The 13,372-nt window shown below is 69.3% G+C and carries 9 protein-coding genes and 1 pseudogene; 5 read left to right on the top strand and 5 right to left on the bottom strand.

Features of this window, described 5'->3' with window-relative positions:
* Nucleotides 1-12 precede the first annotated feature (12 nt).
* The 3 genes from ACFYPC_RS00300 to ACFYPC_RS00290 all read right to left on the bottom strand — a co-directional run bounded on the left by ACFYPC_RS00300 (nt 13) and on the right by ACFYPC_RS00290 (nt 4,659).
* Nucleotides 13-966, bottom strand: coding sequence for a chlorinating enzyme (locus tag ACFYPC_RS00300; RefSeq protein ID WP_388668280.1), 954 nt, complete (start codon nt 964-966; stop codon nt 13-15).
* 1,571 nt (nt 967-2,537) lie between these two features.
* Nucleotides 2,538-3,911 (bottom strand): benzoate/H(+) symporter BenE family transporter, encoded by a 1,374-nt coding sequence (locus ACFYPC_RS00295; RefSeq protein ID WP_388668277.1) that lies wholly within the window; start codon nt 3,909-3,911, stop codon nt 2,538-2,540.
* Nucleotides 3,912-4,143: 232 nt separating this feature from the next.
* Nucleotides 4,144-4,659 (bottom strand): helix-turn-helix domain-containing protein, encoded by a 516-nt coding sequence (locus tag ACFYPC_RS00290; RefSeq protein WP_388668274.1) that lies wholly within the window; start codon nt 4,657-4,659, stop codon nt 4,144-4,146.
* Nucleotides 4,660-4,777: 118 nt separating this feature from the next.
* Between ACFYPC_RS00290 and ACFYPC_RS00285 the strand changes: the two genes are divergently transcribed.
* Both ACFYPC_RS00285 and ACFYPC_RS00280 read left to right on the top strand, forming a co-directional pair.
* Complete coding sequence (locus ACFYPC_RS00285) at nt 4,778-5,269, top strand: YbaK/EbsC family protein (RefSeq protein WP_388668271.1); 492 nt, start codon at nt 4,778-4,780, stop codon at nt 5,267-5,269.
* A 137-nt stretch (nt 5,270-5,406) separates the two neighbouring features.
* Nucleotides 5,407-6,610, top strand: a pseudogene (locus ACFYPC_RS00280) (IS1380 family transposase); the annotation flags it as partial.
* A gap of 171 nt (nt 6,611-6,781) precedes the next feature.
* Here ACFYPC_RS00280 and ACFYPC_RS00275 read toward each other — a convergent pair.
* Nucleotides 6,782-6,970, bottom strand: a complete 189-nt coding sequence (locus ACFYPC_RS00275) for a hypothetical protein (RefSeq protein WP_388668269.1) — start codon at nt 6,968-6,970, stop codon at nt 6,782-6,784.
* 565 nt (nt 6,971-7,535) lie between these two features.
* Here ACFYPC_RS00275 and bioB point away from each other — a divergent pair.
* From bioB to bioD, 3 genes are read left to right on the top strand one after another with little or no spacing between them, the layout of a single operon-like run.
* Nucleotides 7,536-8,711, top strand: a complete 1,176-nt coding sequence (bioB, locus tag ACFYPC_RS00270; protein ID WP_388668266.1) for a biotin synthase BioB — start codon at nt 7,536-7,538, stop codon at nt 8,709-8,711.
* The gene (locus ACFYPC_RS00265) at nt 8,704-9,996 is read left to right on the top strand and encodes an adenosylmethionine--8-amino-7-oxononanoate transaminase (protein WP_388668263.1); all 1,293 of its coding nucleotides are present in this window, start codon (nt 8,704-8,706) and stop codon (nt 9,994-9,996) included. Before bioB ends, ACFYPC_RS00265 begins: the two co-directional genes overlap by 8 nt.
* Before the next feature lies 1 nt (nt 9,997).
* Nucleotides 9,998-10,714, top strand: coding sequence for a dethiobiotin synthase (bioD, locus tag ACFYPC_RS00260; RefSeq protein ID WP_388668260.1), 717 nt, complete (start codon nt 9,998-10,000; stop codon nt 10,712-10,714).
* Nucleotides 10,715-10,789: 75 nt separating this feature from the next.
* On the opposite strand, the gene ACFYPC_RS00255 is transcribed toward bioD, so the two are convergent.
* Nucleotides 10,790-13,153: a LuxR C-terminal-related transcriptional regulator gene (locus tag ACFYPC_RS00255; protein WP_388668257.1), complete on the bottom strand. Its 2,364-nt coding sequence runs from the start codon at nt 13,151-13,153 to the stop codon at nt 10,790-10,792.
* Nucleotides 13,154-13,372 lie beyond the last annotated feature (219 nt).

Genomic DNA, 13,372 nt, shown 5'->3' with positions numbered 1-13,372 from the left:
TGTCCTCTGTTTTCAGTTGGTGCGGAACGGGTGGCCGTTGACCGTGCTGTCCACGAAGCGGTTGTGGCCGTAGCTGTCCCGGCCCGAGGTCAGGACGTTGCCGAACTGGGCGAGGCTGGCCTGTCCGCCGAACTCCTCCAGCTCGGTGGAGTACGGGTAGACCTTGACCGAGGTCGGCAGGTAGCGGCCGGCGAAGCCCAGCCGCATCTGGTCGGTGAGACCGCTGTGGGGGTGCGAAGCGTGCATGAGCGTCGACCAGAAGACGATGAACTGGCCCTGGCGCATGACCTGGGAGACGGCCTTCGACTCGTCCGGGCTCCAGTTGGGGTCCTTCTGGAGCTGGCGGTAGTCATGACCGAAGAAGCCACGGCGGATACCGTTCTTCTCCGTGCTGTTGATGGCGTCCGGGTTGTAGTCCATGGTCTTGGACTCGTCGTAGTTCATCGTCTTGTGCGAGCCCGGGATGAACTGGAGGCAGCCGTTCTCGACGTTGGCCTCGGTGAAGGCCGTCCAGACGGTGATGGTCCCGCCGAAGTCCGCGTCCTCGGGCCAGACGATCTGCGGGTGCTTGGACCCGGCGACGTTCGAGAAGTTGTCGGCCTGGTGCCAATCGGTGCCCTCGTCGCCGGGGTACTTCGGGAAGAACTCCGAGCGCCAGCACAGGGTGTCCGGGCCGAGGATGCTGGAGACTCGGTCGACGATCTCCGGGCGCGTGATGTGGTCCGCGAGGAAGTCGACGTCCAGGTGGCGGTCGTAGTTCGCCAGGTTGGTGTTGCCGGAGACGGCCTTGCCGTCACCGTAAATGGCCTTCTTGGTGCTCAGCAGCTTCGGTCGGAGGGCCTGGAGGTTCGCCTCCATCTCCTCCTTCTCGTAGAGGTCGAACGGACCGATGTATCCGTCACGCTGGAATTTCTCCAGCTCTTCGGCGCTGAGGGAGAATTTCTTGGTCTCGGCGATCTGATTCATTTCTCCACTTTCTTGTGATGAGCAGTACAGGAACGTGCGCGAGCGGCAGTACTGGCATGGTCGGTCACAGCGGTACGGGTTTATCGGCGCATGCGGAGCACCGCACGGGAAAGGGAGCCTGCGAGCATTCCTGCGGGGCAAGCCCTTCAGACGTCTCCGAGTTCACCATGCAGCTTTTGGTAACGTCAACAGAACCTTCGCCACGTTTCCCGGGCAGTCTTCAATTCACAGGAATGGACGTTCGCAAGCCCGCGGACTTCACGGTGTTCCGAGTGGCGCCGGCGGCGGGTCATCGGTCGACGAGGGATTCGTCGATCTTTACGGGACCACCCGAGCGTGCCGAGGCGACACCCCGATCCCGAGCGCAACCCTTCAGGGCGCGACCATTCAGCGCACGACAACGCTCCGGGCGGTGCACCCGTGATCCGAGATCGTCCGACACGCTACGAGGAAATACGGCATCACGGCCTGGCGATCCGGACGAGAACACGTACCGATCACCGCGGCCATCCGCGCATCGGTCAGGAGAATCTTGGTCCGGCGAACGCGACAGGAACGGGCCGAGACGCTCCGGCCGGACCGGTTCGACACCGGTCTACGTCGTGGTGTCCGTCACGACCGTGGCGCCGTACCGCCGGCTCGGCACTGTGCGGAGCTGCGGGACGCGCAGGGAAACCGGTCCAGGTCCCGTGGTGCGTGACCGGCAGATGGCGCGGCTTCGCCGGCAGCCCGGTGACGCGCCGGCTGAGCCTTCGACGCCAGTTCAATGCCCGACAGAACACGGATTGCCTCAGGCGCGAGTACATCCAAATCCGACATAATTCCCCCATTGAACCGCGAGTGACGACATCTAGTGCGAGGTTCCGCACACAGTGAAGATAAGGGTCAAGTTGATCCTCGGAAGAGGTGCCTGAACATTTAACCGTACAAGGACAAGCGTTATACGGTCATTGCATTCATGCTCGCATCTTCTGCCGCAAAGAACAAGCAGATCACGGCGGGAACTTGGGATGACTGGATTGCCGCTGGCCACATGTTTCCGTACGGGCCACCTGGGTGTCCGAAGAGTGGACGGCGCGGGCACAAACCTATGAAGACTTGGGAGAATGCCGAGAGTTCAGGCATCACTGTGACCATTTCCATATTTCACGCCCCAAGAGCGCCAGGACGGCATTTGCTCATTGCCAGTCAGCCGGCGGAAGACTCGTTCGGATCCCTCTCTCATCTTTGTGCCCTCCCCTCTGGTCTTTATACTCTCCCTCTCACCTTTGCACTCTCCTCCCTCACGAGGAGCTCATGGCACAGTGCCGTCCCGCCGATGAGGCACCGGATACCGGGAATGCAGAGCCCGCTGGATGGACGGTGTGGAGTGCACGTGAACGTGTCCTCCGTCGATCGTCGCGGTTGCCGGCCGACTGGGTGGCTCGTGGCGGGACTACTTCGCGCCGGAAAAACGGGCCCGAAGGTCCTCGTTCAGAGGGCGAGGGGGCGGCGGGGTGAGGTGTGCGTCCCGCACGGCCATTCGCTCTACGAGCGCGTCTTCTTTGGCCGACCCCCTGATCAAGGTCATCTCACCTTGTGGAACGTGTAGTTGAGGCTCGTGCATGAGTGAAGGCGGAGGAAACCGGTCGCTCGGCGGGAGACTCGGGCGCGTCGGCGGCCGTGGTGCTGGAGGGCGTGGTGCTGGAGGGCGTGGTGCTGGAGGGCGTGGGCACAGCGGCGGGCCGGGCCTGCTCCTGCGAAGTGCCGGTTTCACGCGGACGGTGGCGTCCGCGCGTCACCGCGACGGTCAGCGCTCCGGCCAGCAGCCCCCAGAACGCGGAACCCACGCCGAGCAGGGTCACCCCGGACGCGGTCGCCAGGAACGTGACTACCGCGGCCTCCCGCAGACTCTCGTCCGAGAGTGCGGAGGCCAGGGAGTTCCCGATGGTGCCCAGCAGTCCGAGCCCGGCGATGCCGAGGATCAGGGCCGTGGGCAGCGCGGTCAGCAGCGAGGCCACCGTTCCGCCGAAGATACCCACAGCCAGGTAGAACAGTCCCGCCGAGACCCCCGCCAAGTAGCGTCGGTCCGGGTCCTCGTGTGCTTCACGCCCGGTGCAGATGGCCGCCGTGATGGCAGCGAGGTTCAGTCCGAAGCAGCCGAACGGCGCGAGCAGCAGATTGGTGAAGCCCGTCCAGGTGATCAGCGGCGACACCGGCACCCGGTCGTAGCCGTCGCCGCGCAGGACCGCGACGCCCGGCAGATTCTGCGAAGCCATCGTCACGACGAACAGTGGCAGCGCGACACTGATGATCACCTGCCATGAGAATGCGGGGGCCGTGAAGACCGGTTCGGCGAAGGCGAACCGAATTCTGCCCGGTCGCAGCGAACCCTGTGCGGCCGCGACCGCGACACCGACGGCGAGCGCCAGGATGATCGCGTAGCGGGGCAGCAGCCGCCGGCCCAGGAGATAGACCGCGAAGATGGAGAACACGACAGCGAAGTGGCCGTCCATACTGGCGAAAAGTCCGGTGCCGAACTGTACGAGCACCCCGGCGAGCAGACCCGCCGCTAGCGGTACCGGAATTCTGCCCATCACGCGCTCGAACCAACCGGTCAGTCCGCTGAGCACGATCAGTGCGGCGGAGACCAGAAAGGCGCCGACGGCCTGAGCCATCGTCACCCCGTGCAGGCCGGACACCAACAGCGCCGCCCCGGGGGTGGACCACGCGGTGACGACCGGGGCCTTGTACCGCAGGGACAGACCGATGCAGGTGACCCCCATGCCGACCCCGAGGGCCAGCATCCAGGAGGTGAGCTCCCGCGGTCCCGCCCCTGCCGCTTCGGCAGCGGTGAAGACGATCGCGGCAGAACTGGTGACTCCCACGAGCACCGCGATCAGGCCGGCTAACACGGCGGTGGCCGACGCGGCCCTGGGTAACTTCGGATGATCGATTTCGCTCACCGGCCCAATTCTTGCCAGCCCTTCTCACGCCGGGCAACCCGCGTCCCACCATCCGAGACCGGGTTGCGGAGGAGCGCGATCCGGTATTTTGACGGTGTGTCACAGACGGACCGGGACGGGGCGGCCCCCGGCTGCCCACACCTCGGCGAAACCGGGGCGAAGCCCGCTCCCGCCCATGGCGAAGCCCCTCACGAGAAGCCGGAAACCTGCCGAAGCAGGAGCCGGTGGAGCATCACTGTGGGTAACGCACGACCAGCAGGGCCTCGACGTCTCCCCAGGGCGCCTCATACAGGTGCCCGAGGTCGGCGGCCCAACTGCCGTGCATGCCGGGGCCGATCAGAGCAGGCGCACCCAGTGCACCAACACGTGCGGTGCCGGCGAAGACGATGATGTGCTCTGTCGTGCCGGTCGCATGAGGTGCGGACTCCTGCCTCTTCCCGGCACGGATGCGAACCCGGTAGGTTTCCGCGACCGAGGCGTCGGCCTCGAACCGCTCGACGAGGACGGCGTCGACCGCGTCACCGGAGATCTGGGCGGAAGACGCGAGATCACTCAGCGCGGCGCTCAGTGGGACCTTCATCGCCGTCGTCACCGCGTAGAGCGTTTCCAGAGTGGGGTTGCGGCGACCGCTCTCCAATTCCGAGAGTGTCCCCTTGCCGATCCTGGACCTGCGAGCCAGTTCCGACAGGGTCAGACCCTGCGCTTCGCGCAACTCCCGCAAACGCAAGCCGACGCGAGTCAGATCCATGGCGCCTCCACTCCTCGCCCAGGGAAGTTGCCCGATCGCCCCGAGGGTCCTACCGTTCCACAAACAGAACGTTCTGTTTACGGAACGCACGAAGGTGCCACCGCACGAAGGAGTCAGCATGGCGCCCCTGGACGGCACGTCCCTCCCCGTTCGCACCATGGAGGTGGCCCGCGCCCTCGCAGCGGCGGGCATCGTGAGCGAGGTGCGCGAGCTCTCGGAGTCGACCCGCACCGCCGCCGACGCAGCCGCGGCCCTCGGCTGCGATGTGGGCGCGATCGCCAACAGCCTCGTCTTCATCTCGGACGACGAACCGGTGCTGGTGCTGACCAGCGGTCGGCACAAGGTGGACGTCACGGCACTTGCCACCCGGTGGGGACGTGGCAAGCTCCGGCGTGCCACCCCGGAACAGGTACGCCAAGCCACCGGGCAGGCGATCGGAGGCGTGGCTCCCGTCTGCCACCCACAGCCGCTTCCCACCGTGGTCGATGAGGCACTGGGCGACTACCCCCGACTCTGGGCCGCCGCCGGGACCCCCCACACCGTCTTCCCCACCACAGTCACCGAACTCCTCCACCTCACCGGAGGCATCCTGCTGCCCGTCGGCCCATGACCAGGGTTCCGCCGAGTTGAGCAGCACGTCGATCGAACAGTGAGCGACTCTGTCGGGAATCTTGATTGCGCCGTGAACGCGAGGAACCGGCGTCTTACGTCCCTTAGTCTCGCGCTTTCACGAGGTGGGGTGTCCGAGGCTTGATCCTGCTGGACCTGGCCCTGGGCGGTCGCGCTGGGCGGAGACTGCCTCGCGGATGTCGCCATGCTGCGGGCCGGGCCGGCCGTGTTCGGTCCGGTGGCCTCCGACCCGACGGTCTCCCGCCTCATCGAGGCCCTGGCCACCTCCGGAGAGAAGGCCCTGCGGGCCATCCGTGCCGCGCGGGCTGAAGTCCGCCGACATGTCTGGCGGTTGGCCGGACGGGAAGCGCCTGACGCGGGCGGGACGGTGACCGTGGACCTCGACGGGGTGCTGGTGATCGCGCACTCGGACAAGGAGGACGCCGCACCCACGTGGAAGCGAACCTACGGCCACCACCCGCTGATGGGGTTCGTCGACCACGGACCGGGCGGCACGGGTGAACCGGTGGCGGCCCTGCTCAGAGCAGGCAACGCAGGATCGAACACGGCCACCGACCACATCACCGCCGCCCAACTGGCCCTGGCCCAGCTGCCGAAGAAGTACCGGCGCTGACGCCAGCCCCTGATCCGCACCGACTCCGCGGGCGGCACCCACGACTTCGTCGCCTGGCTCGCCCGGCGGGGACGGTGGCTGTCCTACTCGGTCGGCATGGTGATCACCGAGGCGATCCACCAGCAGGTGCTGAAGGTTCCGGCATCGGTCTGGACGGCGGCCGTCGAGGCGGACGGCGAGGTCCGCGACGGCGCCTGGGTCGCCGAACTCACCGGCGACGTCCAAGACGGCTGGCCCAAGGGAATGCGGCTGATCGTCAGGAAGGAACGACCGCACCCCGGAGCCCAGTTGCGTCTCACGGACGCGGACGGCATGCGGCTGACCTGTTTCGCCACCAACACCTTGGGCCGGCCGATCGCCGAACTCGAACTCCGTCACCGGCTGCGGGCCCGGGCCGAGGACCGCATCCGCGGCGCCCGGGCCACCGGCCTGCGCAATCTGCCCCTGCACCGCACGGCCCAGAACCGGGTCTGGCTGGAGATCGTGCAGATCGCTCTCGACCTGCTGGCATGCATGCCGATGCTCGCTCTGACAGGAAAGGCCAGGCGCTGGGAGCCCCGCCGACTACGGCTCCGCCTGTTCATCGCGGCCGGACAGCTCGTGATCACCGGTCGCCGACGGATCCTCCGCTTGGCCCGGCACTGGCCCTGGACCGGTCACATCGCCGCGGCCCTCGACCGGCTCAACCAACTGCCGGACCCTGGCTGACCAGCGAATTCCCCGTCCCTTCGACAGCACCTCAACACCCGGAGCAGTGGAATCCGGCGCCATCCCGAGGCGGCGCTCGGGTCTTCGGCCTGCTCAGCCTCAGTCCACGGCACGAAAACGGTCCACCGACTCCGTCGGCGGACCGTCAAGAAAGCACCGCAGCGGTTGGTCTCATTGCCCTCCCCGAGGTGCGGGCAGGGTTTCCGGCTTGTGTCGATCTTGGCCGGCCGTGAAGCCGTGCCCGAAACCTCGTTCGACGTACGTCGCGAGGTCGTGCATACGTGCATGAGGAACCTCGGGGTAGCGATACTCCGCCACCAACTGCTCGTTGAAATAGGTCACCAAGTCGGCCACCTCCATGCGCCTGCATTTCCTGATGACTACTTACGCGTCCGTATGGCGGCCGCTCCGCGTTACGGCCGTGAACCACCTAGAGAGCCCCTGAAGGGGCTTCACACAGACAGGAACCCAGCAACGCCGGGGGTTCCTTTGCGTCTCAGAGAGCCGTACAGAGTCTCTGTGGCTACCGACCAGCCCACCGGCCACAGCCGGTAACGGGATGCTCAGCGAGCCGTTCTCTCAGATATCCGGTTGTCCGCTCGATTTCGAGGGGGCACTCGTATCGAGGGGCACTCGTTTCGAGGGGGCAACCCGTCCAGCGTGCTGCGGAGCGTGATTGCCGCGTGCATGGCTCGTTCGCTCTGTAGGAACCCTCCATACTGATCCACTGGCCCCTTCGTCTCACTCATGTCTGTCACCAAATCGGCGGCGAGATGCGGACTTTAGGCCTCTGACCTGGTCTTCCATGCTCTCCGTGGACCCTACGTACTGGGGTGGTCGTGTTACATACCCCACACGGCGAACCGCGGCTGTTGTGCAAACTCTCCTTGGCCGCGAGCGGTCGCATACGTCAGGATCGGACCTCATGGACCTGCTGAACACGCTGGTGGACAAGGGGCTTCGGCGCGAGCTGCCGACCCGTGACGAAGCTCTGGCCGTGCTGGCCACCTCCGACGACGACGTGCTCGACGTGGTGGCCGCGGCCGGGAAGGTGCGCCGGCACTGGTTCGGCCGACGGGTGAAACTCAACTACCTGGTCAACCTCAAGTCGGGTCTGTGCCCCGAGGACTGCTCGTACTGCTCGCAGCGGCTCGGCTCGAAGGCCGGCATCCTGAAGTACACCTGGCTCAAGCCGGACGAGGCCTCCAAGGCCGCCGCGGCGGGCCTGGCCGGCGGCGCCAAGCGGGTCTGCCTGGTGGCCAGCGGACGCGGTCCGACCGACCGTGACGTGGACCGGGTCTCCGACACGATCAAGGCCATCAAGGCCGGGAACGAGAACGTCGAGGTGTGCGCGTGCCTCGGTCTGCTGGCCGACGGCCAGGCCGAGCGGCTGCGCGAGGCGGGCGCGGACGCGTACAACCACAACCTCAACACCTCCGAGGGGACGTACGGGGACATCACGACCACCCATACGTACGCCGACCGGGTGGACACCGTCCAGAAGGCGCACGCGGCGGGCCTGTCCGCCTGCTCAGGCCTGATCGCGGGCATGGGCGAGAGCGACGAGGACCTGGTCGATGTCGTCTACGCGCTGCGCGAGCTGGACCCCGACTCCGTTCCGGTGAACTTCCTGATCCCGTTCGAGGGCACCCCGCTCGCCAAGGAGTGGAACCTGACGCCCCAGAGGTGCCTGCGGATCCTGGCGATGGTCCGGTTCGTCTGCCCGGACGCCGAGGTCCGTATCGCCGGTGGCCGCGAGGTCCACCTCCGCACGATGCAGCCGCTCGCCCTGCACCTCGCCAACTCGATCTTCCTCGGCGACTACCTCACCAGCGAGGGCCAGGCCGGCAAGGCGGACCTGGACATGATCGCGGACGCCGGTTTCGAGGTGGAGGGCGCGGGCGAGGTGACCCTGCCGGAGCACCGGGTCGCCGCGGGCGGGGGCTGCGGCTCGCACGAGGGCGGCGGCGGTGGCACGTGCGGTGCGGCTTCGGCCGCTACTGCCGCTTCGGGTTCCGCGGGAACGCCCGCCGAGGCGCGTACGGACCTGGTCGCCGTACGCCGCCGGGGTGCCGGAACGGATCTCGCGCCCAATGCCTGACCTGCCCGCGCCCGGGTCCGTACGCGAGCTGCTCGATCTCGACCGGCGGCATGTGTGGCATCCGTACGGGCCGATGCCGGGCCGGCAGGAACCGCTCGTCGTGGAGTCGGCGAGCGGCGTACGGCTGCGGCTGGCGGACGGCTCGGGCGAGCTGATCGACGGTATGTCGTCCTGGTGGTCGGCCATCCACGGCTACAACCACCCCGTGCTCAACGACGCGGCGCGCGGCCAGCTCGAACGCATGAGCCATGTCATGTTCGGCGGGCTGACCCACGAGCCCGCCGTACGGCTGGCAAAGCGACTTGTCGATATCTCGCCCGAAGGGCTTGAGCACGTCTTCCTCGCCGACTCCGGATCGGTCTCGGTCGAGGTCGCCGTCAAGATGTGCCTTCAGCACTGGCGCTCGCTCGGCCGCCCCTCCAAGCAGCGCCTGCTGACCTGGCGCGGCGGGTACCACGGGGACACCTGGCAGCCGATGTCCGTATGCGATCCCGAGGGCGGGATGCACGAGCTGTGGCAGGGCGTGCTGCCGCGGCAGATCTTCGCGGACGCACCGCCGGACTCGTACGAGGAGTCCTACGCGGACCAGCTCCGCTCGCTCATCGAGCGGCATGCCGACGAACTGGCCGCCGTGATCGTCGAGCCGGTGGTGCAGGGCGCGGGCGGGATGCGGTTCCACTCCCCCGCCTATCTGCGAGTGCTGCGTGAGGCATGCGACGCGCACGACGTGCTGCTCGTCTTCGACGAGATCGCGACCGGCTTCGGGCGCACGGGCGCGCTGTTCGCGGCGGAGCACGCGGGCGTGACGCCGGACGTGATGTGCGTCGGCAAGGCGCTGACCGGCGGCTATATGACGATGGCGGCAACGCTGTGTACGGCGCGGGTCGCCGACGGCATCTCACGGGGCGAGGTCCCGGTGCTGGCCCACGGGCCCACGTTCATGGGCAATCCGCTGGCGGCCGCCGTGGCCTGCGCCTCGATCGACCTGCTGCTCGGGCAGGACTGGCGGACCGAGGTGAAGCGGATCGAGGCGCGCCTGCGGGAGGGCCTTGAGCCCGCCCTCGATCTGCCGGGCGTTCGGGATGTACGTGTCCTGGGGGCGATCGGTGTCGTCCAGCTCGATCACGGGGTGGACATGGCGGCGGCGACGCGTGCCGCCGTCCGCGAGGGGGTCTGGCTACGGCCGTTCCGCGACCTCGTGTACACGATGCCGCCGTACGTCACCGGCGACGCCGACCTGGCACGGATCACCCGCGCGGTGTGCGCCGCGGCACGGGAGGGATGACATGACGATCCTGGTCATCACGGGGACGGGTACGGAGGTCGGCAAGACGATCGTCACAGCCGCCGTCGCCGCAGCAGCCGCTGCGGCCGGGAGTTCCGTGGCCGTGCTCAAGCCCGCGCAGACCGGCGTACGTCCGCACGAGCGCGGCGACGCCGACGAGGTGGCCCGGCTCGCGGGCGCCGTGACCACGCTCGAACTCGCCCGGTATCCCGAGCCGTTGGCGCCCGCGACGGCCGCTCGACGGGCCGGTCTCGCGTCGGTGCGGCCTTGCGAGGTGGCGGACGCGGCGGCCAAGCTGGCCACCGAGCACGACCTGGTCCTGGTGGAGGGGGCGGGCGGACTGCTCGTACGGTTCGACGACGAGGGCGGAACGCTGGCGGACGCGGCACGGTTGCTGAACGCGCCGGTACTGGTGGTCGCGTCGGCGGGCCTGGGCACGCTGAACACGACAGAGCTGACGGCACGGGAACTGCGCCGCCGGGGGCTGGACTTCGCCGGAGTGGTGATCGGCAGCTGGCCCAACGAGCCGGACCTGGCGTCCCGTTGCAATCTCGCGGACCTTCCGGTGGTGGCGGAGGCTCCACTGCTCGGAGCGGTGCCGGAGGGGACGGGGGCGATCGAGCCCGCGGACTTCCGTGCGTGGGCGCCGAGTTGGCTCGCGCCAAGGCTGGGCGGGACCTGGGACGCGGTCGCTTTCAGTGCCGGGTGCGCCCCGTAAGGGCGCGGGACTGTGACACTGTGCGGCTCCGCCGCGACCAGCCACGGACCACCCGCAGCCAACGAACCGCACCCGTCACCGCTCCCCGATCAACCGCACCAACTCGATCCGTGATCGGATACCCAACCGGGCGAAGACACCGCGCAGATGGTGATCGATGGTGCGCGGGCTGAGCAGCAAGCGGGCAGCGATCTCCCGGTTGGTGGCCCCCTCCGCAGCCATGCGGGCCACCATGAGCTGCTGAGCGGTCAGACGGGCGGCAAGATCGTCGCCGCCCCGTGCGGGCGAGGCGGGCTCCCCCAGGGCGCGAAGCTCAGCACGGGCCTGCGCGGCACACCGCGGCGACCCGAAGTGCTCGAACGCTGCGAGGGCGCTGTGCAACCGGTCGCGTGCCTCAGTACGGTGCCTCAGCCGTCGTAGCGCACCGCCGAACAGCAGCTCCGTGCGGGCCCGTTCGAAGTCGCGGGTGCCGGCAGCGTGCAGGTCGAGTGCGGTGCGGTAGTGCTCGACGGCTTCGGGACCGGAGGCCAGGAGCGCGCGGCAGCGGGCGCTGAGGGCGAGTTCGTCGGCGCTGCGGACGGTGCGGGCCCAGCGGTCGTAATCGGCGTGGGCGGCCCGGGCGACGCGGGTGTCGCCGCTGCGGACGGCGGCCTCGACGTAGATCGGGGTCGCTATGTGGCGGATGGCGCGGTGCCCGTGACCCGGTCCGAATCCGGCGAGGGCGCGCAGCCGGGCCGCGGAGGCGGCGAACCGGCCGGCGCCGAGGTCGAGGAAGGCGAGCGCGAACAGGGCCAGCGCGGCGGGCAGGCCGAGCCCACGGGCCAGGGCGTAGGAGCGGGCGGCCCCGGCACGCTCCCGGCATACGTCCTCGTCACCGGCGAGGGCGGCGAACATGGCCAGGGCTGCCTGGAGATGACAGGCCCCGTTGTCCTGACCTGTGGCGTACGCCTGACGCAACGCGTCGAGGGTGTCGGCCTCCGCGGCGCGGGAGCGGCCGGTCCAGAACTCGGCGTACGCCCTGAACTCCATCGCCTGCGGCACGGTCACCATCTCTCCCCTGGTGCGGGCCGAGGCGGCGGCCCGTACGGCGGCGGAGGCGGCTCGCGCGTGGTCGCCGAGAAGCAGAGCCGCGATCGCGGCGTGGATGAGCAGAGTGGGGTCTCCACCGGGTCCGCACGGCCCGGCTGCCCCTGCGAGCAGGTCCCGCGCGTCCTCGTAACGCCCCTCGAAGGCGGCGGCCAGGCCGCCCAGCGTGCCGGGCGGCACGATCCCGATCCGGTCCGCGACGGCGACCGCCTCCCGGCACCGGCGCAGATCACCGGTGTAGATGGCGGCCTCCGTGACCCTGGCGAGGAGGTGCACTGCGGCACCCTCGGCAGGGCGGTCCTCGCCGGTCGGGCGATCCCTGTCGGGTCTGCGAAAGCCCGCCCCGAGGCGACCGGTGTCCACCGGCGGCTCGTCGGAATGCCCGAGGCCGACCTCGCCCACCAGCGGCTCGTGGGACACAGCCACCGCCGGCTCGCCGATGGCGGCGTGCACGCCAGGCGTGGCGCGGACGGGAGCCTCCGGCAGCCCAGGACCCCGGCCGGCGAGACCCTCGTCGGCCGCAGGCCGGTGCGCGGCGCGTGCGCCCTCGCTGCCGGACGCCCCGGTGGGCGCGCTCACGCCCGGCCCCGCGCAACGGACCGCCGCAGTGAGCAGTGCGTCGAACGCGTCGAACGCGTTGCCCGCGCGCAGGGCCAGCAGGCCGCTGAGTGCGTCGTCGGAGGTGGACGCGGCCAGCCGGCGGGCGCGGTCGGTGTCGCCGGAGTGCCAGGCATCGGTGGCGGCGCGGACGAGCAGGTGGGTGCGGTCGCGCGGATCGGGCGCCAGAGCGGCGGCGCGCTCCAGAAGGGCGCAGGCGAGGGCGTGTTCACGCGCGGCGCGCGCCAGATCCGCGGCCCCTCGGAGCCGCGCGGCAAGCCTTCGGCTGGGCCCGAGCGCGGCGGCGCCGTGATGCCAGGCGCGGCGCGGCTCCTCGCCCTCGCCGCGCAGGACCCGCGCCAGCAGTTGGTGGACCTCGCGCCGGTCCGACGGACGGGCCGTCTCGTACGCGGCTATCCGGGTCCCTGGGTCGCGGAACGCGATCCCGTCGGCCGTGGCGTGTGCCAGCCCGGCCGCCTCGGCGGCATCGAGGTGGCGGGTGTCGAGCCGGGCTGCGGTGACCGCGCGGAGGTAGGCGTGGGTGGGCACCGGGTGCTGGTCGGCCGCCGCGAGGAGCAGGAGGAAGCGGGTGCTGTCCGGCAAGGCGCGGACTTCCTGGCGGTAGGGGCGCAGCAGCGCGGGCGGCCGCGCCGGGAGCGGGTCCAGACCGCTCAGTTGACGCTCCGTCAGCAGCGTGGCGAGTTCCGCGGCTGCGTGCCGGTCGCCGAGCGCGGCACGCAGCAGCCGTACGCGCACGCCTTCGGAAAGCGAGCGGCCGAGCCCGGGCTGTGGGGCGAGTGCGGGCTGTGCCGGATCAGGTTGCTGCCGCGCAGAAATGCGTGACGGTGGCGAAGTGCGCGGGAGAGGTGGGGGGTTCACCGGAGTCACCACATGAATGACGTTACTGGCGCGTTAACTCACAAGTAAAGACCGGCGAGTTCACCGATGCGCCGCGCGTAGACCCGGCTGACACTC

The sequence above is a fragment of the Streptomyces sp. NPDC005808 genome (assembly GCF_042871385.1).
Classification (GTDB): Bacteria; Actinomycetota; Actinomycetes; order Streptomycetales; family Streptomycetaceae; genus Streptomyces.
Note: the sequence above shows the minus strand (reverse complement) of the source record. Positions and strands in the feature narration are given on the sequence as shown.